The following is a 22,094-nucleotide window of genomic DNA, read 5'->3' on the forward strand; positions in this document are numbered from 1 at the left end:
TCGCGTCCCGTTTACGCCGGCGCTAACAATACAGGCTAAAGTTGAGCCGCCAGGCTAGACTTTAGTTCCACAACACTAAACCTATAAGTTGGGGAAATACAATGTTCCAGCAAGAAGTTACCATTACCGCTCCGAACGGTCTGCACACCCGCCCTGCTGCTCAGTTTGTTAAAGAAGCAAAAGGCTTCACTTCTGAGATTACTGTGACTTCCAACGGCAAAAGCGCCAGCGCGAAAAGCCTGTTTAAACTGCAGACTCTGGGCCTGACTCAAGGCACCGTCGTCACCATCTCCGCAGAAGGTGAAGATGAGCAGAAAGCGGTTGAACATCTGGTCAAACTGATGGCGGAACTCGAGTAAGTTTTTTTCCGGGTTCTTTTAAAAATCAGTCACAAGTAAGGTAGGGTTATGATTTCAGGCATTTTAGCATCCCCGGGTATCGCTTTCGGCAAAGCACTGCTGCTGAAAGAAGACGAAATCGTCATTGACCGGAAAAAAATTTCTGCCGACAAGGTTGATCAGGAAGTTGAACGTTTTCTGAGCGGTCGTGCCAAGGCATCTGCGCAACTGGAAGCGATCAAGACAAAAGCTGGTGAAACGTTCGGTGAAGAAAAAGAAGCCATCTTTGAAGGGCATATTATGCTGCTCGAAGATGAGGAGCTGGAGCAGGAAATCATAGCCCTGATTAAAGATAAGCACATGACGGCTGACGCAGCCGCGCATGAAGTTATCGAAGGTCAGGCCACTGCCCTGGAAGAACTGGATGACGAATACCTGAAAGAGCGTGCGGCTGACGTACGTGATATTGGTAAGCGCCTGCTGCGCAACATCCTGGGTCTGGCCATTATCGATCTGAGCGCGATTCAGGAAGAAGTTATCCTGGTTGCCGCTGACCTGACGCCGTCAGAAACCGCGCAGCTGAACCTGCAGAAAGTGCTGGGCTTCATCACCGACGCGGGCGGACGCACGTCTCATACCTCCATCATGGCGCGTTCTCTGGAACTGCCGGCGATCGTAGGTACCGGTAGCGTCACCTCTCAGGTGAAAAACGGCGACTATCTGATTCTGGATGCCGTAAACAACCAGGTTTACGTCAACCCGACCAACGATGTTATTGAGCAACTGCGCGCCGTCCAGGAGCAGGTTGCGACCGAGAAAGCGGAACTCGCAAAACTGAAAGATCTGCCGGCAATCACGCTGGATGGACATCAGGTTGAAGTTTGCGCCAACATCGGAACCGTTCGCGACGTTGAAGGCGCTGAGCGTAACGGCGCGGAAGGCGTTGGTCTGTATCGTACTGAATTCCTGTTCATGGATCGCGACGCGCTGCCGACGGAAGAAGAGCAGTTTGCCGCCTATAAAGCGGTCGCTGAAGCGTGCGGCTCGCAGGCGGTTATCGTCCGTACCATGGACATTGGCGGCGACAAAGAGCTGCCGTACATGAACTTCCCGAAAGAAGAGAACCCGTTCCTGGGCTGGCGCGCCGTGCGTATCGCCATGGATCGCAAAGAGATCCTGCGTGACCAGGTTCGCGCGATTCTGCGTGCCTCCGCTTTCGGTAAATTGCGCATTATGTTCCCGATGATCATCTCTGTTGAAGAAGTTCGCGCGCTGCGCAAAGAGATTGAAATCTACAAACAGGAACTGCGTGACGAAGGTAAAGCATTTGACGAAAGCATTGAGATTGGCGTGATGGTGGAAACACCGGCTGCGGCGACAATTGCGCGTCATTTAGCCAAAGAAGTTGATTTCTTTAGTATCGGCACCAATGATTTAACGCAGTACACCCTGGCAGTTGACCGTGGTAATGATATGATTTCACACCTTTACCAGCCAATGTCACCGTCCGTACTGAACTTGATCAAGCAAGTTATTGATGCTTCTCATGCAGAAGGTAAATGGACTGGCATGTGTGGTGAGCTTGCAGGCGACGAACGTGCTACACTTCTGTTGCTGGGGATGGGTCTGGACGAATTCTCTATGAGCGCCATTTCTATCCCGCGCATTAAGAAGATTATCCGTAACACGAACTTCGAAGATGCGAAGGTGTTAGCAGAGCAGGCTCTTGCTCAACCGACAACGGACGAGTTAATGACGCTGGTTAACAAGTTCATTGAAGAAAAAACAATCTGCTAATCCACGAGATGCGGCCCAATTTACTGCTTAGGAGAAGATCATGGGTTTGTTCGATAAACTAAAATCTCTGGTTTCTGATGATAAGAAAGACACCGGAACTATTGAGATTGTTGCCCCGCTCTCTGGCGAGATCGTCAACATCGAAGACGTGCCGGATGTAGTTTTTGCTGAAAAAATCGTTGGTGATGGCATCGCTATCAAACCAACCGGTAACAAAATGGTCGCCCCTGTTGACGGTACCATCGGCAAAATCTTTGAAACCAACCATGCGTTCTCTATCGAATCCGATAGCGGCATTGAGCTGTTCGTTCACTTCGGTATCGACACCGTTGAGCTGAAAGGCGAAGGCTTCAAGCGTATTGCTGAAGAAGGTCAGCGCGTGAAAGTTGGCGATCCGGTCATCGAGTTCGATCTGCCGTTGCTGGAAGAAAAAGCCAAGTCTACCCTGACTCCGGTTGTTATCTCCAACATGGATGAAATCAAAGAACTGATCAAACTGTCCGGTAGCGTGACCGTGGGTGAAACTCCGGTTATCCGCATTAAGAAGTAATTCTTGCCGCAGTGAAGAATGGCGCCTTTGGGCGCCATTTTTTTTGCCTGTACTTGCGCCGCCATCCGGCGGTGGTGCGGCGCACTGCCTGATGGCGCTACGCTTATCAGGCCTACAAGGTTGCGAACATTTCAGCGCCAATCCACGGGTTACAACTGCGAGGTCACCGGGCGAAAGCACTTCTCGCGCATCAGGATCTTCATCCCATCCGGGCCACTCTCCAGCATCCTGCGTTCGGAATCGGACACTTGCAACTCGCACTGATAGCCGCCAGTGATGCCAAACATCGCTCGCGCCACGCAGATATCTTCCAGCGCGTCCAGCCCGCTCGTTTCAAAATGCCCCACGATACGTCCCTGCTGGCGAACTACCAGCCGATAACTCTTCATCGCGCCTCCCGTGCCGGCGGCAGAATTAACTCATCACAGCCACACTGCTGTGTCCAGGTCATCACCTCCAGCACGCGCTGCGCCGCATCTTTTGCCGCGGTCGTCAGTTTTTTTCCCTGCACAATACCGCTGACCAGCTCGGCGCAGAAAAGATCTCCCGTCCCTTTTAACTCCGTCGCCACCCGCGGATGAGCAAAGACCTCCACGACCTGCGCGGTAACGACGGCAACCGTTATGGTCTCCAGAGATTCGCCCGGCGCGCTGGTGATAACCACCCATTTCAGCGTATCGGAAAGCAGCGATTGCGCCGCCGCCACCGCCTCTTCCAGCGTGCGACACGGTTTACCACTCAGCATCTCCAGCTCAAATACGTTCGGCGTTAGCCCCTGCGCCTGCGGCAACAAATGTGTGCGATAAGCCTGCGGAATCTCCGCCTGCACATACATTCCACTGTCGGTATCGCCAATGACCGGATCGACAAGAATACACACCTCCGGATGCGAAGCCCGGATCGCCATTAGCCACTTCGAAAGCAAGACAATTTGGTCTGCGCTGCCCATGTAACCGGTGGTAATCGCTTTTAATTCACGTAGCGCATCGCGCTCATTCAACGCCGTAAGGTAGCCTGCAAACCACTCGGCGGGAATAATGCCGCCATAAAAGGTTTTATAGTGCGGCGTATTGCTGAACAGCACCGTCGGGACCGCCGTCACGCGTAATCCCTGCGCTTTAATGGCCGGAACAGCGATACTGTTGCCTACGCTGCCGTACACGACCTGTGACTGGACGGCGACGATATCGGTCTGTAATGCCCGATGGTTGTCGTCGAAGAGCACTGACTGAATATCACTCTCTTGTCCCATAAAATTTTCCTCTCGCTGGACAGCAGGCTACCGCCTCATTATCATTGTCATATGCTAAAATTCATTTTGTCATAGGTCAATAATGATCGACGGAAAAACCGCTAACGAAATTTTTGACAGTATCCGTCAACACATTATCGCCGGCACGTTACGGGCGGAGGATTCGCTCCCGCCGGTACGGGAGCTGGCAAGCGAATTAAAGGTGAACCGCAATACCGTCGCAGCGGCGTATAAACGGCTGATAACGGCGGGACTGGCGCAAAGTTTAGGCCGCAATGGGACGGTGATTAAAGGCAGTCCGTCTCCCGTAGCGCTGGAAGGCGGCGATCCGCATACGCCTCTGCACGACCTTTCCGGCGGCAATCCCGATCCGCAGCGTCTGCCTGACCTTAGCCGTTATTTTGCCCGTCTCAGCCGCACGCCGCATCTCTACGGCGATGCGCCCGTTTCCCCTGAACTACACGCCTGGGCGGCGCGCTGGCTACGGGATGCCACCCCCGTCGCAGGCGAAATTGATATCACCAGCGGAGCTATCGACGCCATTGAAAGACTGCTTTGCGCGCATCTGCTGCCGGGCGACAGCGTCGCGGTGGAAGATCCCTGTTTTTTAAGCAGTATCAATATGCTGCGCTATGCCGGTTTTAGCGCCAGCCCGGTCAGTGTGGATAGCGAAGGAATGCAGCCTGAAAAGCTGGAACAGGCGCTAAACCAGGGCGCGCGGGCAGTGATCTTAACGCCGCGCGCGCACAACCCTACCGGCTGTAGCCTGAGCGCTCGCCGTGCCGCTGCGCTGCAAAATATACTGGCGCGTTACCCTCAGGTAGTGGTCATTATCGACGATCACTTCGCCCTGCTTTCTTCGTCGCCCTGGCAGCCGGTTATTGCGCAGACAACGCAACACTGGGCGGTGATACGCTCCGTTTCCAAAACCCTCGGCCCCGATTTACGTCTTGCTATTGTCGCCAGCGACAGCGCGACCTCGGCAAAACTTCGGCTGCGGCTAAATGCCGGTAGTCAGTGGGTCAGCCATCTGTTACAGGATCTGGTCTACGCCTGCCTGACCGACCCTGAGTATCAGCACAGGCTGGCGCAAACGCGGCTGTTTTACGCCACCCGGCAACAAAAACTGGCCCGCGCCCTACAGCAATATGGCATCGCCATTTCTCCCGGCGACGGCGTGAATGCCTGGCTCCCGCTGGACACCCATAGCCAGGCTACCGCGTTTACGCTGGCAAAATCCGGCTGGCTGGTACGTGAGGGAGAAGCCTTTGGCGTAAGCGCGCCGTCTCACGGTCTACGTATCACGCTGTCGACATTAAATGACAGCGAGATCAACACGCTGGCGGCTGATATCCATCAGGCGCTAAATCGCTAACAGGAGAAAATAACGTGCGAGTTCACTTTGTTGTCCATGAGTCGTTTGAATCCGCTGGCGCTTATCTGAAATGGGCTGAAGATCGCGGTTATACCATTTCATGGTCGCGCGTCTATGCCGGAGAAGCGCTACCGCCCAATGCCGATGAGTTCGATATGCTCGTGGTATTTGGCGGTCCGCAGTCGCCGCGCACCACCCGCGAAGAGTGCCCGTACTTTGACTCTCGCGCCGAACAGCACTTAATTAATCAGGCGATTACGGCCCGGCGAATGGTTATCGGCATTTGTCTTGGTTCGCAGCTCATTGGCGAGGCGCTGGGCGCCGCTGTGTGCCAAAGTCCGGAAAAAGAGATTGGCCACTACCCTATTACGCTCACTGAAGCCGGTCTGCGGCATCCGCTTATCGCCCATTTTGGCTCCCCGTTAACCGTCGGCCACTGGCACAACGATATGCCAGGACTCACCGATCAGGCGACCGTGCTGGCCGAAAGCGAAGGCTGTCCACGTCAGATAGTGCAGTACGGCAATTTTGTCTACGGCTTCCAGTGTCATATGGAATTTACCGTCGAGGCGGTTGAAGGATTAATCCAACATTCGCAGCAGGAGCTGGCTGACGCGCAAGGGAAGCGTTTTATCCGCTCGGTTGCCGAGATGCGCGCATGGGATTACCAGCAAATGAATGAAAAGCTGTGGCGTTTTCTGGATGAACTCACGCTGGCGCACTCACAGAAATAACCACACCAGGAGTGCAACTTATTACCCGGCTAACGGTCTGAGGTGCAGTGATTATCGCATGAAAAAGGATTTTACCATGAAGAAAATTGTCTGCGCCGTCGTTGCGCTCCTGCTGACCCTACCCGCCTGGGCGAAGCTAAACGCCCATGAAGAAGCGCGCATTAACGCCATGCTGAATGCGCTGGCGCAGAAAAAGGATCTGACATTCGTTCGTAACGGTGATGCGCATAACTGCGAGGAAGCCGTATCGCACCTGCGCTTAAAACTGGGTAACACGCGCAATCGTATCGACACCGCCGAACAGTTTATCGATAAAGTCGCGTCGTCGTCGTCCATCACCGGAAAGCCCTATATCGTTAAAATTCCCGGTAAAGCGGATGAAAATGCACAGCCTTATTTACATGCGCTTATTGCGGAAACGGATAAAACGCTATAACACACGGGTGCCATACGACGATGGCACCTCGTTTAAATCCCTGCCCCCTGGCTGAAATGCTCTTCACCAAACACGCCGGTAGACAAGTAACGATCGCCGCGATCGCAGATAATCGCCACCACTACCGCGCCGGGCGTGGCTTGTGCGACGCGTAACGCGCCCGCTACCGCGCCGCCAGAGCTGACGCCGCAGAAAATGCCTTCACGAACGGCCAGTTCACGCATGGTGTTTTCGGCATCATTCTGATGAATATCCAGCACCTCATCTACCAGCGAGGCGTTAAAAATGCCTGGCATGTATTCCGCAGGCCAGCGGCGAATGCCCGGAATACTGCTGCCCTCTTCCGGCTGCAGGCCAACGATAGTGACCGGCTTTTCCTGCTCGCGCAGAAAACGCGACACGCCGGTAATGGTGCCGGTCGTGCCCATGCTGGAGACAAAATGGGTGATGCGACCTGACGTTTGCCGCCAGATTTCCGGGCCGGTGGTGGTGTAGTGGGCGTAGGGATTATCAGGATTATTAAACTGATCGAGCAGTTTGCCCTCGCCTCGTTCAGACATAGCGAGCGCTAAATCGCGCGCCCCTTCCATTCCCTGCTCTTTAGTGACCAGAATCAGTTCCGCGCCATAGGCCCGCATTGCCGCCCGACGCTCCTGACTCATGTTGTCCGGCATCAACAGCTTCATGCGATAACCTTTCAGCGCGGCAATCATCGCCAGCGCAATGCCAGTGTTGCCGCTGGTCGCTTCAATCAGGACATCGCCCGGTTTAATTTCCCCGCGCTTTTCCGCCTCGACAATCATCGATAGCGCCGCGCGATCTTTCACCGATCCTGCCGGATTATTGCCTTCCAGCTTGACCCAGATTTCACTGCCGTTATCCGGCCCCAGCCGTTGTAATTTGACCAGCGGCGTATTGCCGATGGTTTGTTCTAATGTATTCACGTTTTCAGCTCGTAAAAAAGCCCGGTATGCGTAGCGCCACCGGGCGATAACTATACAAATTAACCTATCAGGCCGATTGCGCCAGAGCAAGTTCCTCTTCACGCGTTTCAATACGCTGGTCGCCGTTATACAGACGCGCTTTTTGCAGTCCAACAAACAAACGCTCGCCGCGAACCGGAACATCCTCACCCGCCATCACCACCGTCAGCGGATCGTGATACCACCCCAGCGGCTGCACCACTAGCTGTGTATAGTGACCTTTCGGGCTGGCCTCAATGACCTGTACTGGTAGCGGAGAATCCAGGCTGGTGCGGCGGCTAATATCCACCTCCCACGGACGCAGGAACAGATCGACCGGCCCCTGGTACGCGGGCGTATAACCCAGCGGCCAGCGATGCGCGCCAACGTGAAACTGCCCGCCGCGGACGGTGCCTGTCAGGCGGTTCACCTCGCCCATAAACTCCAGTACGAAGCGGGTTGCCGGTTCACGCCACACCCGATCCGGCGCATCAGCCTGTTCGATATTGCCCTGACTCATCACCACTACCCGATCCGCCACTTCCGTCGCCTCTTCCTGATCGTGGGTGACAAAGACGCTGGTGAATTTCAGTTCTTCATGTAGCTGGCGCAACCAGCGACGTAACTCTTTACGTACCTGGGCATCCAGCGCGCCAAAGGGTTCATCCAGCAGTAGAATTTGCGGTTCCACGGCAAGCGCGCGCGCCAGCGCCACGCGCTGTTTTTGTCCGCCGGAAAGCTGGGCGGGGAAGCGATCCGCGAGGTGCGCCAGTTGCACCATCTCCAGCAATTGCGTCACTTTCGTTTTAATCGCCGCCGCAGTTGGGCGGTCGCGTCGCGGCAGCACCGTCAGGCCAAAAGCGATGTTGTCAAACACCGTCATATGGCGAAACAGCGCATAGTGCTGAAACACAAAACCGACTTTACGCTCACGCGCGTGCAGGCGGCTAACGTCCGTACCGTGGAAACGAATATGACCGCTGGACTGATGCTCCAACCCGGCAATAATGCGCAGCAGCGTCGTTTTGCCGGAACCTGACGGCCCCAACAAGGCAACCATCTGGCCGGAAGGAATATCCAGCGAGATATCATTCAGTACCTGAGTGCGACCAAAGGATTTCTTAATTCTGGCGATCTCAATGCTCATGATTTTCCTCCTGTTGCGCGCGTTTTTCCTGATTCTCCAGACGCCATTGCAACATGCTCTTCAAAAACAGGGTAATAATCGCCATTAGCGTCAACAATGCGGCGGCGGTAAAGGAGCCGACGGTGTTGTAGTCCTGCTCCAGTAATTCAATCTGTAACGGTAGCGATAACGTTTCGCCGCGAATCGAGCCGGACACCACCGACACCGCGCCAAACTCGCCAATCGCGCGGGCGTTGGTTAATACCACGCCGTAGAGTAGCGCCCAGCGAATATTCGGCAACGTCACGCGGCGAAACATTTGCCAGCCGGATGCGCCCAGTAAAATCGCCGCCTCATCTTCCTGGCTGCCCTGGCTGAGCATCACTGGCACCAGTTCGCGCACCACAAACGGGCAGGTGACAAAAATAGTGACCAGTACCATCCCCGGCCAGGAGAACATCATTTGCAAATTATGCTCATCCAGCCAGCCGCCCAACGGGCCGTTGGAACCATAAAACAACAGATAAACCAGACCGGCCACCACCGGTGAGACGGCAAAGGGAATATCCAGCAGGGTCAGCAGTAGCTGACGTCCGGGGAAGTTAAAGCGCGTCACCAGCCACGCCAGCAGAATACCGAACACCAGATTCACCGGCACTGCGATCAAGGCAATCAACACCGTCAGCCAGATGGCGTGCAGCATGTCCGGATCGGCCAGATTTTGCAGTACCGGCATTAACCCTTTGCTGAACGCCTGCACGAAGATGTAAATCATCGGCACCAGCAGGATAAAGGCCGAAACGAGCATCCCGACGCCAATCAAAAACCATTTTCCCCAGTTAATACGGGGGACGTCGTATCGCTTCAATTGAGTCACTTCCGCCATTAATGACCTACCACACGTCGACCAAAGCGACTTTGCAGAGTGTTAATTGAGAACAGCAGCAGCAGTGATGCCGCAAGGATCACCGAGGCAATGGCGCTGGCAGCTGGGTAATCAAACTCCTGCAAACGCACAAAAATCATCAGCGAGGTCACTTCTGTTTTCCAGGCGATATTTCCGGCGATAAAAATCACCGCGCCAAACTCGCCCAGGCTACGGGTAAAAGAGAGCGCCACGCCGGCAATCAGCGCAGGCGACAGCTCAGGCAGCACGACTTTGCGAAAACTTTGCAGCCGGGTGGCCCCCAGCGTTTGTGCCGCTTCTTCATATTCCGGCCCCAGCTCTTCCAGTACCGGCTGGACGGTGCGCACCACAAATGGAATGCTGGTAAAGGCCATCGCCACCGCAATACCGAGCCAGGTATAGGTCACTTTGATATCAAACTGCGCAAGAAACTGACCGTAGAAACCGTTCACTGAGAACAGCGAGGCCAGCGTTAACCCCGCCACCGCTGTCGGCAGCGCAAATGGCAGATCCATCAGCGCATCCAGTAACGTGCGCCCTGGAAAACGGTAGCGGGTTAAAATCCACGCCATCAGCAGGCCAAACACGCCATTAAAAATCGACGCCACAAATGCCGCCAGCAGCGTCACTTTATAAGCAGCCACCACCTGTGGGTTGGTCACGACATCCCAGTATTGCGACCAGCTCATCTGTGAGAGCTGCATCACCAGCGCGCTCAACGGCAACAGCAGGATCAGGCAGACAAACAGCAAACTGGTGCCGAGGCTTAACGTAAAGCCGGGCAGCACGCGTCGGGAAGAAACGGCAAGCATTACTTACGCCCCGCCGCCAACAGTTTGTCCAGCTCGCCGCCGCTGGCAAAGTGCGTTTTCATCACCTCAGGCCACGTGCCAAACTTGTCTTCCACGCGGAACAGTTCGGTTTGCGGGAATTTATCTGCTTGCTTGCCCATGATTTCCGGGTTATTCACGCGGTAGTAGTAATTGGTAATGATGGTCTGCGCCTGCGGGCTATACAGCCAGTTCAGGTAAGCTTTGGCGGCTTTTTCTGTGCCGTTGGCCTGCACGTTTTTATCCACCCAGGCAACCGGGAATTCAGCAAGAATGTTCGTTTTCGGGATCACCACTTCAAATCCCTGGGCTTCATATTGTTTGCGGATGTTGTTCACTTCCGATTCAAAACTAATCAACACATCGCCCAGACCACGCTCGGCAAACGTAGTCGTAGCGCCGCGACCGCCGGTATCAAACACTTCGACGTTTTTCAGGAACTGGGTCATAAACTGTTCGGTTTTGGCTTTATCGCCGCCGTCAGCGTTATCCGCCGCGCCCCATGCCGCCAGATACGTGTAACGGGCGTTGCCGGAGGTTTTCGGGTTAGGGAAAATCAGCTTCACGTCTGAACGTACAAGATCGCTCCAGTCGTGAATATTTTTCGGGTTCCCCTTGCGCACCAGGAAGCCCATAGTGGAATAGAATGGCGAACTGTTGTTCGGCAGACGGCTTTGCCAGTCGGCAGGGATCAGTTTGCCTTTATCATGAAGAATCTGTACGTCGGTCACCTGATTGTAGGTCACGACGTCTGCCTTCAGACCCTGCAAAATCGCCAGCGCCTGTTTTGATGACCCGGCATGAGACTGCTTAATCGTCAGCTTATCGCCGCCGTTATCCTTCGCCCATTGTTGCTCAAACGGCGGGTTAAGGGCGGCAAACAGCTCGCGGGAGACATCGTATGAGCTGTTCAGCAGCTCCGTTGCCTGCGCCTGCCCTGCCAGTAACAGCATTGCTGCCAGCGTCAGGGGTCTCTTTTTCAGTAAGTTAACGGCCATTGCGCACCCTTATAAATTTAATGACTTTCTTATGGTCATCATATTTATAACCAGCGCTAAAGGAGTAACGGTTTTATATACCGTTTGATGATTTGAAAGTTGAAAAGGGAATAAGAGAATCCCTCCCCACGCGGCGCGGGGAGGAGACCGGCATCAATCAGACGCCTACGCTTACGCTTTCAGGCAGGGTACTGCCGCCATCAATGACGTTTTGCGTTCCGGTAAGATAGCTGGACTCATCGGAAGCCAGAAATGCCGCCAGTTCCCCTACTTCCAGCGGATCGGCAAGGCGGCGTAGCGGAATGGCTTTTGCCATTTCCGTTAATACCGATTCCGGATCGTCAGGGTTAGACTGACGGGCAATGCTTTCCGCCATCGGCGTTCTTACATAACCGGGGCAAATGGCATTCACGCGAATACCAGACTGCGCATATTCTACCGCCAGCGATTTGGTTAAACCGACAATGGCGGCTTTTGACAGCGCATAGGCCGTTTCACCCGGGTCCGCCACCATATCTCCCGTAACGGAAGACATCATCACAATGCGGCCATCTTTACGTTTGATCATCTCCGGCAGGACGGCTTTGGTGACGTTCCAGACACCTTTAATATTAATATCAATGTGGAAATCGCGATCTTCTTCACTCATATCGAGGAAGTTGCCCAGACGGCACACGCCAGCGTTATTCACCAAAATATCAATTCTACCTTCAGTCTCTTTGGCGCGCGCAACCGCCGCCTGCACCGAAGCAAAATCTCTGACGTCAGCCTTAACGGCAGTACAGCGATGTCCGCGCCCGCCCAGCTCATCCGCCAGCTTTTCAATCTCATCGGAGATATCCAGCAAGATTAAGTTCGCGCCGTGGCGTGCGAATACGCGAGCGATCCCTTCGCCAATGCCCTGCGATGCGCCCGTAATCAATGCTGTCTTGCCCGTGAGTTTACCCATTTTCAATGTCTCCTTTTGAATATGGAGTCTTACACTCCATTAACACTGAAAATACAGTAATAACAAATAAGTGCTGAGGAATAGCTCACTAATTCAGGTAAATATTAGGTAAAAAAATCCCCGCGGAGGCGGGGATGGGCATTTTTATGCTGTTCTGCCTGATGGCGCTGCGCTTATCAGGCCTACCAATCGTAGGTCGAATAAAGCGTTTGCGCTGCCATCCAACAGGGTTTTACCTTATAGCGCTAACAGGCGATCCAGCGACGGCGCAAAATAGTAGCCGCCAGTCACCGGCTTGGTGAAGCGCAGCATTGCGTCGCGTTTACCGTCGGTATCGCCGAACATACTCAGAAGCTGCTGTTCGATATTGTGCAGACGTGCGCAGTAAGCGCAGAAATAGAGACCATGAGTACCGCTGGCGGTGCCGTATGGCAGGCTCTGGCGCACAATCTTCAGCCCTTTGCCATCTTCTTTGAGATCGACGCGGCTCAGGTGAGACGTTGCCGGACGCGCATCGCCGTCAATCTCTTCATTGGCTTCTTTGGTACGCCCGATCATCATCTCCTGATCGTGAATACTCATCCGGTTAAGTTGCTTGAGATTGTGTTCCCAACGCTGCACGAACACATAACTGCCGCCGGCATCCACGCCATCTTTGATCACCGCCACTTCACGGCGCGTCTCTTCGCCCGCCGGGTTCTCTGTCCCGTCGACAAAGCCGCTCAGATCGCGTTCTTCCACCCAACGGAAGCCGTGAACTTCTTCTTTCACGTCGATACAGTCGCCGAAGGCTTCCATCGCCGCCTGAGCAACAGAAAAATTCACATCGTGGCGCAGGGAAAGGATATGGATCAGCACGTCATACTGCGTGGCTGGCGCCAGTCCTTTACCATAAGGAATAAAATCTTTCAGTTCTTCCGCCCCGACGCCGCCGCTCAGGGCGCGCCAGGTGTTGTTGCCAAACGCCACAACGGCCCCAAGATGGGCGTCCGGAAATTTGACTTCGAAGGTCGCCAGTTTATCGGCAAATGTTCTGCTGGCCGCGCGCAGGGCGTCCAGGTCGCCTTTCACATTGGCTTCAATCCAAATTGCCGCACGGCAATGTTCCGGCAAAATGCCACTTTGAACCTGAAACATGATTCCTCCTGAAAATGAGAATGCCACGCAGTCGTGGCATTAATGGAGGCTATTTTACCTTGTTTTTAAGCGAAGCGGTTTGTTCAGGCGCAAATTAACGACGCCAGATAATTTTGCGCACGTCCCAGTTTTTTAAGACGTCATCAGGAGGCATTAAGCCTTCCGGTCCGCTCCACTCGCCGGAGAAAACATAGCTAATATGCTGACTTCCCTCGGCTTTACATTCGACGCTGGTATGGCTATCGCTGGAAACCGGCTCGCAGTGACCAAAAGCTTTGCTGTAAAGGTCGCTAAACGGCGTACCGATTTTGCCCCCCGCGGCGGTTGGGATATCGCTGTTCAGCACATCAATACGGCTCACGGTTCCCTGCTCGCCGTTGATCACCATCGCGACATTGTCGCCCTTCATCGCTTCGAAAAAGCGCACCACGTTGCCGTTATCGGTTTTCATACCGCTACGCAGGCGATAATCGCCATCTAATGCCTCTGCAATAGCCGGCTCTTCCAGCGGCGTGGCGGCGGTCAGCGCTCCCACGCCTTGCTCAGTGACTTCTGTCGAGGAACCAAACCAGTTCCACGGATTTGCGGCAGACCAGTTGACCGAGGAGAGCGTCGAGCAGCCGGTCAGCGCCAGCGGCAGTGCGAGTAAAGTCAAACGCAGCGATTTCATCTCACTTCCTTTCTTTTATTAATTAACGTTGGTTGGAGTGCGGGTTCGCCAAAAAGTGCCGTTATTCTTTCTCAAGGGAAAAACAGGCACGCAAACGTTGATTGGTTAACAGCCAGATCAGCGCGACGATGTCCGCCAGCAGCAGCGCCAGCCCGACGCCGTTGACCGGGTCGCCACCCAGCCACATCACCGGCAGCCAGCACAACGACACCAGTTGAGCAAGGATCAGGAGTCCGCGCAGCCAGCGCCACACACCAGGAACCGCTTCACGCCGCCCGCTGAGTAAAAATGCCACTACCGCCGGAACGCCGGGCAACAGCCCCAGCCAAAAATTGTCATGGTCGGGATAAAAAAAGTTTAACAAAGTATTACCCTGTCCACGGGATGAACCGGCAATGACAAAGAGTACCCAGGCGCGCGCCTGAAGTAGCAGTACGCACCAGAACAGAAACGGCAGGCGTAAACGTCCGTGTACATCATAATCGGCTGGATGAAACTCAGTACTCTTCATCTTCAATCAGGCGTTTACCCAAACTTAGGGCGTCAGAATGCTCATACCCCAGACGTTCATACATGCCCAGCACAACGTCGTTATCATCGCGCACCATAATTTGGATTTTCGGACACCCGCGGGCGATGAGTTTTTTTTCCAGCCGGTTAAGCAACGCATTCGCAATGCCGCGCCCGCGGAACTCCGGGTGAACGCCCAGGTAATACGCCGAGCCGCGATGCCCGTCATAACCGCCCATTACCGTACCGACGACTTCGCCGCTAACTTCCGCAACGAGGAACAAGCTGACATCGTGATTCACCTTGCGTTCAATATCCATTTCAGGATCGTTCCATGGACGCAGCAGGTCGCAACGCTCCCAGAGGGTAATCACCTCTTCGAAATCTTCCTGGCGAAAAACGCGTATTTCCATGGTATTCGTTGCCTTTTCGGGTGGAAAAACCAAGATTATGGCGCAAACATCTGATTCAGCCAATATCTGACGCGATGTAGCGGAAAAAATGGCATAATGGCGATGTGTCACGTATTGAAATGAAAAGTAAAACAATTCTCATCACCAACCGTCGTAACGGATTACGCGATACGATATAACATCTTGAACTTAATTTTCACAACTCAGGCCGTATGAGCACTTTTAAACTCCTAAAAACTCTCACATCGCGCCGCCAGGTACTCAAAACAGGTCTGGCGGCCCTGACGCTGTCAGGTATGTCGCACGCAGTAGCCAAAGAAGAAACGCTAAAAACCAGTAATGGTCACAGCAAACCCAAAACCAAAAAAACCGGCAGTAAACGGCTGGTGATGCTCGACCCCGGACACGGCGGCATCGATACCGGCGCGATTGGCCGCAACGGTTCTCAGGAAAAACACGTCGTACTGGCAATTGCCAAAAACGTACGCGCTATTTTGCGAAATCACGGAATCGATGCGCGTTTAACCCGGACAGGGGATACCTTTATTCCGCTGTACGATCGGGTGGAAATCGCCCATAAGCACGGCGCGGATCTGTTTATGTCCATTCATGCCGATGGTTTTACCAACCCGAAAGCGGCGGGCGCTTCCGTTTTTGCGCTTTCCAACCGCGGGGCCAGTAGCGCCATGGCGAAGTATCTCTCCGAGCGTGAAAACCGCGCGGACGAAGTGGCGGGTAAAAAAGCCACTGACCGGGATCATCTATTACAACAAGTTTTGTTTGATCTGGTGCAAACCGATACGATTAAAAACAGTCTGACGCTGGGTTCGCATATTCTCAAGAAAATCAAACCTATACATAAATTACACAGCCGCACTACCGAACAAGCGGCTTTCGTGGTGCTAAAATCACCGTCAATTCCGTCGGTACTGGTCGAAACCTCGTTTATTACCAATCCGGAAGAAGAACGCCTGCTGGGCACGACGGCGTTTCGCCAGAAAATCGCTACGGCGATCGCCAACGGCATCATCAGTTATTTTCACTGGTTTGATAACCAGAAAGCACACACGAAGAAACGGTAATCATGAAACCCGATGCACATCACGTAAAACAGTTTCTGCTACGCCTGCAGGATGATATTTGCCAAACGTTATCCGCTGTGGATGGCGCAAACTTTGTCGAAGATAGCTGGCGACGCGAAGCGGGCGGCGGCGGACGCAGCCGGGTATTACGCAACGGCGGGATTTTCGAACAGGCGGGCGTTAATTTCTCTCACGTTCACGGCGATGCAATGCCCGCGTCCGCCACCGCGCATCGGCCAGAACTCGCCGGGCGTAGCTTCGAAGCGATGGGCGTATCGCTGGTGGTGCATCCGCACAATCCGTATATTCCCACCAGCCATGCTAACGTGCGCTTTTTTATTGCCGAAAAACCGGGCGCCGATCCGGTGTGGTGGTTTGGCGGCGGGTTCGATTTAACGCCCTACTACGGCTTTGAAGAGGATGCCGTTCACTGGCACCGCACCGCCCGCGACCTGTGCCAGCCGTTTGGCGACGATGTGTATCCGCGCTATAAAAAGTGGTGCGATGACTACTTTTTCCTCAAGCATCGTAACGAGCAACGCGGTATCGGCGGCCTGTTTTTTGACGATTTGAATACGCCGGATTTCGACCACTGTTTTGCTTTTATGCAGGCGGTCGGTAACGGCTACACCGAGGCGTATTTACCGATTGTCGAACGACGCAAAGCGATGGTCTGGGGAGAGCGGGAGCGTACTTTTCAACTTTATCGCCGCGGTCGCTACGTGGAGTTCAATCTGGTATGGGACAGAGGCACCCTGTTTGGTCTGCAAACCGGCGGGCGCACTGAATCTATCCTGATGTCGATGCCGCCGCTGGTGCGCTGGGAGTACGACTGGCAGCCAGAAGCGGGTAGCCCGGAAGCGGCGCTGAGCGAGTTTATTCAGGTACGCGACTGGATTTAACTTATTTATAAAGTAAAACAATGCAAACAAATACGCGGAAAGTAGTAACCAGTGACGCCAAATGGCATCCCCATCTGGGTATAAGTTTTATTGGCTGCCTGCTTGCCATTACGCTAGAAATATATTTTGAAGAAAGAATATTCATCCCTCATAGCGGAGGGGTGAGCTTCGGTCTGATCGTGCTTCTGGTTATCAATATGGTGACCATCCCTGTGGTCATGGCCCTGATAGCATTACTCTGCTTTATTATTCATATTCCGCGTAAAAGCGTTAACTGTATCTTGCTATGCATACTGGCATGTATTTTGACGATAGCCGGTTTGTTTATCGCCTATCCGGTTGGTCGTTGAGTAAAAGCAGGCTCGTAGAAATAAACGAGTTCATTGTAGATAAAGAATTCGGATAACCGCCCGCTGCCGTTATCATTAGTAAAACAGTACAGTAAACACTCGTAGAATTTGCAGTGGAGCACTACCGCATGGACGAGCGTATTCCTTGTAAAAACCCGCAATGCTCACATTTCATCCTGCCAGCAACGGCTGCCCGCACGGAGGGCTATTGCATGCCCTGCGTCCAGGCGCGCTATCGGCAAGAGCAGGAAGAATATATCCGGAAAAACAGAAAAACGATCGACGCGTTCAGTGGCATTACCAACCCTGTTGAAATGCTTAAACTCGTTCATGAACCCCGGGAACACGATCCGTTAATCGAGTGGATTCCCTGCCCCATTCCGACCGATGAGCTTTACAAAAAGCTCTCCGATGATGAAAGCCGCGACATGGTCGATTATGCAGAAGAATTATTTGATTCCGGATGGCAGGAGGAAGCTCAGGAAATTGCGCTGTGCCTGGCGGCATTTACCCAGGCCAATCTGGATAATTTCCTGCGCCAGGTAATAAATGAAGAAGAACTGGAGCTCTCTTCACCCCTACCTTTTCACCGTGCGCCACCTGACGTACGCGACGCGCTTTTGCAGAAGGTGGAAACCGATGACGAAAACCGTGACGGCATTCTTTGCGCCCTGGCCTGGATTGGCGATGAGGTTGTCGTTGAGCATTTTAACCGCTGGCGCCAGGAACCACCTGCGTGGAGTGCTTCACTTCATATCCTCCCTCATCGCTATGCTCACCAGGCGGGATGGGAGCTCACTGAAAATGGCCGCAGGCGCGATCTTTACTTTCCGCAATGTACCCATCTGGTAAAACAGGCACCTGAACAGCCGGCCGTTTTTCGCGCCGTCGCAGAATATGGTGAAAACTGCCCACACTGTTCCCTGCCGCTAATCAATCTGTTTGAGGTTGCGCCGAGCGCCGTCGGCCTCAGCACGCAGGGTTGGCCCGGTCAAATTCGTATTCTGACCTGTCAGTGTTGTACGGCATATAACACCGTTTTCGCCACCGTCGATCCACAAGGCCAGCCGCGATGGTGCGAAAAAAATGCGCTCTCGACGCTGGCGGTGGAGAATTCCTCTGACTGGATAACGCTACCGCTTGATGTTCTGCACCCCGGGGAATCCCGTTTGCCGCTATTCGCTGCTGAAATATTTTTACCCACCACCTTCTCACAGCTCGGCGGCCATCCCGCATGGGTTCAGGATGCAGACTATCCCACGTGCCCAACGTGTGCGCAAACGATGATGTTTCTTGCGCAGCTAAGCTATGAAGATGTCGAGGAAGAGGAATATGCGGAAGGAATGCTTTACGGTTTTATCTGCCCCTCCTGCCAAACAACGGCAACGTCTTATCAGCAAACATAAACGCTCATCCTCATGACCTGATGACAAAACTGTTTTGCACGTTGCGCGCGGTTCCCCGGAGGCGGCGCTGGCGCGCCTTGTCCGGGCTACCAACCACAGACAGCAGCGAATCCGTAGGCCCGGTAAGGCGCCAGCCGCCACCGGGCAATTCCCGACACGCGCACGTTATCAGCAACCGGAGAGCCTACCCATCAATATCAAGCCCACTGCCGCATCCGTTGATGCAGCGTCAACGACGGTTTTTCGGCAAATAATTGCTGATAATCGGTGGCAAATTGCCCCAGATGCCAGAATCCCCACTGCATCGCAGCATCTTTGACCGTGGCGCTCTGCGACCACGGGCTAATCAACTCCCGGCGTACTGCGTTTAAGCGAATACGTTTCAGCCACGCATTGGGGCCAATGCCCAAAATGGCGTGAAACGCATTTTGCAGCGTGCGACGGCTTACGTGTAGCTGGTTACATAAGTCGAGCACCGTCAGCGGCTCCGACATATTTTCCAGCACATATTCCCGCGCCCGCGACAGTAGCCTACGATATCCCTGATGGCTGATGCTCTCAGCGCTATGAATCGGCTTCGCCTCTTCCAGCATCGTGCCCATCGCCAGCAATAAATTATCACTCAAGACCTTACGCACCGCAGGTTGATGCAGGGTTTCAGGACTCTCGCTGAAGGTGGCCAGCGCCTGCTGCACAAAGCCCCACAGCGCCGCTTTATGCTGCTCTTTTACCTCCAGCGCTAGCTGGTTACGCAGCATATGCAGCACCCTTTCCGGGTTATGCAAAAACGTGGCCTGACGGGAAATAACATCTTCCGAGATAACGACGCCCAGAATGGTGTAATCATCCGGCGTGCTCAGTTCAAACTCGGTGCCTCCCGGTCGGGTGGCAATCTCGGCGCTGCCGAGCCCCTGCGCGCCGATAAATCCCTGTTCGCCGCGCGTCGCCGGAATACCAAACCAGAAAGAGTTTGGCCAAACCAGACACGACTGACGCAGCGCCAGGCCGGTGTATTCACGGAACACCTGAATCTCATCAAGCAGGATTTCCGTGAACTCGCCATGAAATTTACCCGGGTGTAACTGATCGTAGATCTGCTGCCAGGCGGTGATAGTCAGAGCATGTTCATAGACATCCGTCGTCCGTCGCTGATGAACATTGTCCACCTCGACTTTGGGCGTAAGTTTAACGTCTTCGGGTAACGCTTCATGATAAAGATGGTGCAAATTCGCTGTACGGGTCTTTTTCATGATCTTCTATGCCGGACGCCCGCCAGGACGCCCGGCCCTCCGACAGATTAATTTTTGATGCGATAGCGACTACTGCGTTTACGCAACGCTCCGTCAGAAAAGAGTTGTTCCAGCACGTTTCTGGCCTGCTCCAGCGGCCAGCCAAAATGCGCGGCCACCTCTCCCGCCGTCATTCCCTGGCGTACTGATGCCAGCAGCGCCAGTAACGCTTCAGCGAACTCAGGCGTTGCGGGTACCTGGGGCGCTTTCTCAGTCGGCGTTGTCGCACGCGCAAACCCGCCAATCAGCCACTGGGTGTCCTCTTCCGGACGACCAATTTCTTTGCGGCTAATCACACGGCCTGTGCGCTGCGCGGCGGCGCTTCCGGCATCCAGCGCCGCACGACACGCCGCCAGATCGCCCTCCACCACCAGCGTTAACCTGCCAGGGTCGAGCACTTGATGACTGAGCAAACGCACGTTGGCCGCTTTCAGCATGGCATCCGCCGCATCGACGGCGGCGACCATTCCGTCCACTTCCAGTAATCCCAGGGCATTGATCATTGGCAGCCTCCGTTACGCACGCTGGACAGGGTTACGGGCGATATCCAGCACGGCGTCGGTAAAGGCGTTGCAGGCGGCTTTACACGCGGCCTGGCTTCCCGTTAAGAACGCGGCCGAATAGTTGGTTTCCGACGGCGGCGGCACGTAAGTCACCAGTTGAACGTCAGCGGATTTCATCGCCGCGTCAATGCCGAATGTCGCTTCCAGCGGCGGCGCCACCAGATAGGCCATCGGATCGCCCAGCGCGATACCTGCGGTAGACGAGAGGTACGAGCCGGTACGCGAAACCACATGCGCCAGGAACGCGGTATTTTCCGCATCGTTCGCCCACTGGAACGCCGCGCCGTTTTCAATGCTGGCGACCATTGCATCCAGACCGGCGCGCACTTCCGCCGGGTTCGGTCCGCCCAGCATAATCAACACCTCACCGGCGGTAGGCGACGGCCCGTGAGCCGCCCCGGCATAGAGGGAGCGGCCATAGACCACTTCCACCATCGCCTGTTTGGTCGCTTCGTCAGCGGCAATATAGGTCACATCATCAGAATCTGCCGTGATGAGTCCGAGACTACGTATATGTGGCGGTAATTTAAGTTCCCGCGCAAAGCCGTCATTCACGGAGGCAATCACGCGCATGGCAGTCACTGAAGGTCGAATCAAATCTAATGCAGGCATGATGTCTCCTTAACGGGTCATGTTGATGCCGGACGCTTTCTGCTCCAGCATCCGTTTGGCCAAATCCACAATCACGGCGGCAGCTTCTACTGGCGGCGTCCCCCCCTGATGAATGTTTGAAATACAGGTTCTGTCGGCCTCGACGGTGGTCGCCACGCGCGGGGAATAGACCGCGTAGCAGGAGAGGCTTTCCGACTGCCCCAGCCCCGGACGTTCGCCCACCAGCAGGATGACGACCTTCGCGCCGAGAATTTCGCCAATCTGATCTTCAATCTTCACGCGGCCATAGCGCACAAAGAACGGCGTGCCGACGTTCAGCCCGGCCTGCTTCAGACCGGCAAGCAGCGGCGGCAGGATCTCTTCATAGTTGGCGGTGATCGCATCCGTAGAGAGGCCATCGGAGACCACTACCTGCACATCCGGGTTCATCACGCACTGCGACTTCAGCGCGTCAATGGCTTCCGGGCTCAGGCGACGCCCCATATCCGGGCGCGTCAGGTACAGGTTTTTGTCGCTGATCTCCGAACGCACTTCCAGCAGCCCTTGCGCTTTTACCCACTCTTCCGGCACTTCTTTGAGCACGGTGTCTTTCGAACGGGAGTGATCCGCCAGGAAGCGCAGCAGCGCCTGGGTACGTGGACGTGGGCCAGCGCGCCCCGTACAGACGCGTGCCGCGGTACTGCGACGCAGTTCGGTCAGCACGTCCGCACGATGCGGATTCTCGACGCCAATCCAGGCTTTTGCCTCTGCGGAACCTAAATCCAGCGCGCAGCTTTCGGTCACCGTCGGCGCGGCGCACTGCGGCTTTGCGCCTGCCTGCGTTGACGGCGCGACGGGCTGCGGTACGTCCTGTCCCATTGACGCCATCACGCTACGTACAATTTCTTCAATCTGTTTTTGATCCAT

The 22,094-nt window shown here is 54.6% G+C and carries 26 protein-coding genes; 10 read left to right on the forward strand and 16 right to left on the reverse strand.

The features are described 5' to 3' along the window. Positions 1-101 precede the first annotated feature (101 nt). From ptsH to crr, 3 genes are read left to right on the forward strand one after another with little or no spacing between them, the layout of a single operon-like run. On the forward strand, positions 102-359 hold the full coding sequence (ptsH, locus tag ACLJPQ_RS14315; RefSeq protein WP_000487600.1) for a phosphocarrier protein Hpr: 258 nt from the start codon (positions 102-104) through the stop codon (positions 357-359). Between the two features lie 48 nt (positions 360-407). Beyond that, on the forward strand, positions 408-2,135 hold the full coding sequence (gene ptsI / locus ACLJPQ_RS14320) for a phosphoenolpyruvate-protein phosphotransferase PtsI (RefSeq protein WP_000623118.1): 1,728 nt from the start codon (positions 408-410) through the stop codon (positions 2,133-2,135). 40 nt (positions 2,136-2,175) lie between these two features. Further along, positions 2,176-2,685, forward strand: a complete 510-nt coding sequence (crr, locus tag ACLJPQ_RS14325; RefSeq protein ID WP_000522253.1) for a PTS glucose transporter subunit IIA — start codon at positions 2,176-2,178, stop codon at positions 2,683-2,685. Positions 2,686-2,834: 149 nt separating this feature from the next. On the opposite strand, the gene ACLJPQ_RS14330 is transcribed toward crr, so the two are convergent. Both ACLJPQ_RS14330 and pdxK read right to left on the reverse strand, forming a co-directional pair. After that, entirely contained in the window at positions 2,835-3,074 is a 240-nt protein-coding gene (locus tag ACLJPQ_RS14330; protein WP_000844541.1) for a hypothetical protein, read from the reverse strand. Then, on the reverse strand, positions 3,071-3,937 hold the full coding sequence (gene pdxK, locus ACLJPQ_RS14335; RefSeq protein ID WP_000529615.1) for a pyridoxine/pyridoxal/pyridoxamine kinase: 867 nt from the start codon (positions 3,935-3,937) through the stop codon (positions 3,071-3,073). The genes ACLJPQ_RS14330 and pdxK overlap by 4 nt, the downstream gene beginning before the upstream one ends. Positions 3,938-4,019: 82 nt before the next feature. Here pdxK and ptsJ point away from each other — a divergent pair, with 82 nt between their 5' ends. The 3 genes from ptsJ to ACLJPQ_RS14350 are packed head-to-tail and all read left to right on the forward strand — an operon-like array spanning position 4,020 to position 6,482. Continuing rightward, positions 4,020-5,312, forward strand: coding sequence for a transcriptional regulator PtsJ (ptsJ, locus tag ACLJPQ_RS14340; RefSeq protein ID WP_000565114.1), 1,293 nt, complete (start codon positions 4,020-4,022; stop codon positions 5,310-5,312). 14 nt (positions 5,313-5,326) lie between these two features. Continuing rightward, on the forward strand, positions 5,327-6,046 hold the full coding sequence (locus ACLJPQ_RS14345) for a GMP synthase (protein WP_001263752.1): 720 nt from the start codon (positions 5,327-5,329) through the stop codon (positions 6,044-6,046). A gap of 58 nt (positions 6,047-6,104) precedes the next feature. Beyond that, positions 6,105-6,482, forward strand: a complete 378-nt coding sequence (locus ACLJPQ_RS14350) for a YfeK family protein (RefSeq protein WP_076934986.1) — start codon at positions 6,105-6,107, stop codon at positions 6,480-6,482. 32 nt (positions 6,483-6,514) lie between these two features. Here the strand turns inward: ACLJPQ_RS14350 and cysM are convergent, their stop codons facing one another. The 10 genes from cysM to ACLJPQ_RS14400 form a co-directional block, all read right to left on the reverse strand. After that, positions 6,515-7,426 carry a cysteine synthase CysM gene (gene cysM, locus ACLJPQ_RS14355; RefSeq protein WP_080184842.1) on the reverse strand — a complete coding sequence of 304 codons (912 nt, stop codon included), beginning with the start codon at positions 7,424-7,426 and terminating at the stop codon, positions 6,515-6,517. Between the two features lie 67 nt (positions 7,427-7,493). Next, positions 7,494-8,591 (reverse strand): sulfate/thiosulfate ABC transporter ATP-binding protein CysA, encoded by a 1,098-nt coding sequence (gene cysA / locus ACLJPQ_RS14360; RefSeq protein WP_000021076.1) that lies wholly within the window; start codon positions 8,589-8,591, stop codon positions 7,494-7,496. Beyond that, positions 8,581-9,456 (reverse strand): sulfate/thiosulfate ABC transporter permease CysW, encoded by an 876-nt coding sequence (gene cysW, locus ACLJPQ_RS14365; protein ID WP_000852705.1) that lies wholly within the window; start codon positions 9,454-9,456, stop codon positions 8,581-8,583. Before cysW ends, cysA begins: the two co-directional genes overlap by 11 nt. Then, positions 9,456-10,289: a sulfate/thiosulfate ABC transporter permease CysT gene (gene cysT / locus ACLJPQ_RS14370; RefSeq protein ID WP_000881746.1), complete on the reverse strand. Its 834-nt coding sequence runs from the start codon at positions 10,287-10,289 to the stop codon at positions 9,456-9,458. The genes cysW and cysT overlap by 1 nt, the downstream gene beginning before the upstream one ends. Then, entirely contained in the window at positions 10,289-11,305 is a 1,017-nt protein-coding gene (cysP, locus tag ACLJPQ_RS14375) for a thiosulfate/sulfate ABC transporter substrate-binding protein CysP (protein WP_079898279.1), read from the reverse strand. The genes cysT and cysP overlap by 1 nt, the downstream gene beginning before the upstream one ends. Before the next feature lie 157 nt (positions 11,306-11,462). Next, positions 11,463-12,254 carry an SDR family oxidoreductase UcpA gene (ucpA, locus tag ACLJPQ_RS14380; RefSeq protein ID WP_000517460.1) on the reverse strand — a complete coding sequence of 264 codons (792 nt, stop codon included), beginning with the start codon at positions 12,252-12,254 and terminating at the stop codon, positions 11,463-11,465. Positions 12,255-12,491: 237 nt separating this feature from the next. Further along, a complete protein-coding gene (locus tag ACLJPQ_RS14385) occupies positions 12,492-13,391 on the reverse strand; it encodes a Dyp-type peroxidase (protein ID WP_080184841.1) in 900 nt (299 codons plus the stop codon). A 94-nt stretch (positions 13,392-13,485) separates the two neighbouring features. Further along, positions 13,486-14,061 carry an RpoE-regulated lipoprotein gene (locus ACLJPQ_RS14390; protein WP_064034515.1) on the reverse strand — a complete coding sequence of 192 codons (576 nt, stop codon included), beginning with the start codon at positions 14,059-14,061 and terminating at the stop codon, positions 13,486-13,488. Between the two features lie 61 nt (positions 14,062-14,122). Next, on the reverse strand, positions 14,123-14,572 hold the full coding sequence (locus ACLJPQ_RS14395) for a DUF2919 domain-containing protein (RefSeq protein WP_000842940.1): 450 nt from the start codon (positions 14,570-14,572) through the stop codon (positions 14,123-14,125). After that, positions 14,559-14,984, reverse strand: a complete 426-nt coding sequence (locus tag ACLJPQ_RS14400) for a GNAT family acetyltransferase (RefSeq protein WP_000406008.1) — start codon at positions 14,982-14,984, stop codon at positions 14,559-14,561. Before ACLJPQ_RS14400 ends, ACLJPQ_RS14395 begins: the two co-directional genes overlap by 14 nt. 212 nt (positions 14,985-15,196) lie before the next feature. Between ACLJPQ_RS14400 and amiA the strand changes: the two genes are divergently transcribed. The 4 genes from amiA to ACLJPQ_RS14420 all read left to right on the forward strand — a co-directional run bounded on the left by amiA (position 15,197) and on the right by ACLJPQ_RS14420 (position 18,724). Further along, positions 15,197-16,066: an N-acetylmuramoyl-L-alanine amidase AmiA gene (amiA, locus tag ACLJPQ_RS14405; protein ID WP_000102881.1), complete on the forward strand. Its 870-nt coding sequence runs from the start codon at positions 15,197-15,199 to the stop codon at positions 16,064-16,066. 2 nt (positions 16,067-16,068) lie between these two features. After that, on the forward strand, positions 16,069-16,968 hold the full coding sequence (gene hemF / locus ACLJPQ_RS14410) for an oxygen-dependent coproporphyrinogen oxidase (RefSeq protein ID WP_080184840.1): 900 nt from the start codon (positions 16,069-16,071) through the stop codon (positions 16,966-16,968). Positions 16,969-16,988: 20 nt separating this feature from the next. Next, positions 16,989-17,318: a hypothetical protein gene (locus tag ACLJPQ_RS14415; protein ID WP_001194342.1), complete on the forward strand. Its 330-nt coding sequence runs from the start codon at positions 16,989-16,991 to the stop codon at positions 17,316-17,318. A gap of 128 nt (positions 17,319-17,446) precedes the next feature. Further along, positions 17,447-18,724 carry a DUF1963 domain-containing protein gene (locus ACLJPQ_RS14420; protein WP_080184839.1) on the forward strand — a complete coding sequence of 426 codons (1,278 nt, stop codon included), beginning with the start codon at positions 17,447-17,449 and terminating at the stop codon, positions 18,722-18,724. A 197-nt stretch (positions 18,725-18,921) separates the two neighbouring features. Here ACLJPQ_RS14420 and eutR read toward each other — a convergent pair whose 3' ends face one another. Genes eutR through eutC form a run of 4 tightly spaced genes read right to left on the reverse strand, consistent with a single transcriptional unit; the run spans position 18,922 to position 22,094 of the window. Further along, complete coding sequence (eutR, locus tag ACLJPQ_RS14425; RefSeq protein ID WP_080184838.1) at positions 18,922-19,974, reverse strand: HTH-type transcriptional regulator EutR; 1,053 nt, start codon at positions 19,972-19,974, stop codon at positions 18,922-18,924. A gap of 47 nt (positions 19,975-20,021) precedes the next feature. Then, positions 20,022-20,516, reverse strand: a complete 495-nt coding sequence (gene eutK / locus ACLJPQ_RS14430) for an ethanolamine utilization microcompartment protein EutK (RefSeq protein ID WP_000606266.1) — start codon at positions 20,514-20,516, stop codon at positions 20,022-20,024. A gap of 12 nt (positions 20,517-20,528) precedes the next feature. After that, a complete protein-coding gene (gene eutL / locus ACLJPQ_RS14435; RefSeq protein WP_001111056.1) occupies positions 20,529-21,188 on the reverse strand; it encodes an ethanolamine utilization microcompartment protein EutL in 660 nt (219 codons plus the stop codon). Between the two features lie 9 nt (positions 21,189-21,197). Next, entirely contained in the window at positions 21,198-22,094 is an 897-nt protein-coding gene (gene eutC / locus ACLJPQ_RS14440; protein WP_000372344.1) for an ethanolamine ammonia-lyase subunit EutC, read from the reverse strand.

It is taken from the genome of Salmonella sp. SAL04213, assembly GCF_046550535.1.
Taxonomy (GTDB): Bacteria; Pseudomonadota; Gammaproteobacteria; order Enterobacterales; family Enterobacteriaceae; genus Salmonella; species Salmonella enterica.

Excerpts from the sequence above, each read along its gene's own strand:
- ptsH (WP_000487600.1), top strand. The coding sequence starts at position 102 with ATGTTCCAGCAAGAAGTTACCATTACCGCTCCGAACGGTCTGCACACC.
- ptsI (WP_000623118.1), top strand. The coding sequence starts at position 408 with ATGATTTCAGGCATTTTAGCATCCCCGGGTATCGCTTTCGGCAAAGCA.
- crr (WP_000522253.1), top strand. The coding sequence starts at position 2,176 with ATGGGTTTGTTCGATAAACTAAAATCTCTGGTTTCTGATGATAAGAAA.
- ACLJPQ_RS14330 (WP_000844541.1), bottom strand. The coding sequence starts at position 3,074 with ATGAAGAGTTATCGGCTGGTAGTTCGCCAGCAGGGACGTATCGTGGGG.
- pdxK (WP_000529615.1), bottom strand. The coding sequence starts at position 3,937 with ATGGGACAAGAGAGTGATATTCAGTCAGTGCTCTTCGACGACAACCAT.
- ptsJ (WP_000565114.1), top strand. The coding sequence starts at position 4,020 with ATGATCGACGGAAAAACCGCTAACGAAATTTTTGACAGTATCCGTCAA.
- ACLJPQ_RS14350 (WP_076934986.1), top strand. The coding sequence starts at position 6,105 with ATGAAAAAGGATTTTACCATGAAGAAAATTGTCTGCGCCGTCGTTGCG.
- cysA (WP_000021076.1), bottom strand. The coding sequence starts at position 8,591 with ATGAGCATTGAGATCGCCAGAATTAAGAAATCCTTTGGTCGCACTCAG.
- cysW (WP_000852705.1), bottom strand. The coding sequence starts at position 9,456 with ATGGCGGAAGTGACTCAATTGAAGCGATACGACGTCCCCCGTATTAAC.
- cysT (WP_000881746.1), bottom strand. The coding sequence starts at position 10,289 with ATGCTTGCCGTTTCTTCCCGACGCGTGCTGCCCGGCTTTACGTTAAGC.
- cysP (WP_079898279.1), bottom strand. The coding sequence starts at position 11,305 with ATGGCCGTTAACTTACTGAAAAAGAGACCCCTGACGCTGGCAGCAATG.
- ucpA (WP_000517460.1), bottom strand. The coding sequence starts at position 12,254 with ATGGGTAAACTCACGGGCAAGACAGCATTGATTACGGGCGCATCGCAG.
- ACLJPQ_RS14385 (WP_080184841.1), bottom strand. The coding sequence starts at position 13,391 with ATGTTTCAGGTTCAAAGTGGCATTTTGCCGGAACATTGCCGTGCGGCA.
- ACLJPQ_RS14390 (WP_064034515.1), bottom strand. The coding sequence starts at position 14,061 with ATGAAATCGCTGCGTTTGACTTTACTCGCACTGCCGCTGGCGCTGACC.
- ACLJPQ_RS14395 (WP_000842940.1), bottom strand. The coding sequence starts at position 14,572 with ATGAAGAGTACTGAGTTTCATCCAGCCGATTATGATGTACACGGACGT.
- ACLJPQ_RS14400 (WP_000406008.1), bottom strand. The coding sequence starts at position 14,984 with ATGGAAATACGCGTTTTTCGCCAGGAAGATTTCGAAGAGGTGATTACC.
- amiA (WP_000102881.1), top strand. The coding sequence starts at position 15,197 with ATGAGCACTTTTAAACTCCTAAAAACTCTCACATCGCGCCGCCAGGTA.
- hemF (WP_080184840.1), top strand. The coding sequence starts at position 16,069 with ATGAAACCCGATGCACATCACGTAAAACAGTTTCTGCTACGCCTGCAG.
- ACLJPQ_RS14415 (WP_001194342.1), top strand. The coding sequence starts at position 16,989 with ATGCAAACAAATACGCGGAAAGTAGTAACCAGTGACGCCAAATGGCAT.
- ACLJPQ_RS14420 (WP_080184839.1), top strand. The coding sequence starts at position 17,447 with ATGGACGAGCGTATTCCTTGTAAAAACCCGCAATGCTCACATTTCATC.
- eutR (WP_080184838.1), bottom strand. The coding sequence starts at position 19,974 with ATGAAAAAGACCCGTACAGCGAATTTGCACCATCTTTATCATGAAGCG.
- eutK (WP_000606266.1), bottom strand. The coding sequence starts at position 20,516 with ATGATCAATGCCCTGGGATTACTGGAAGTGGACGGAATGGTCGCCGCC.
- eutL (WP_001111056.1), bottom strand. The coding sequence starts at position 21,188 with ATGCCTGCATTAGATTTGATTCGACCTTCAGTGACTGCCATGCGCGTG.
- eutC (WP_000372344.1), bottom strand. The coding sequence starts at position 22,094 with ATGGATCAAAAACAGATTGAAGAAATTGTACGTAGCGTGATGGCGTCA.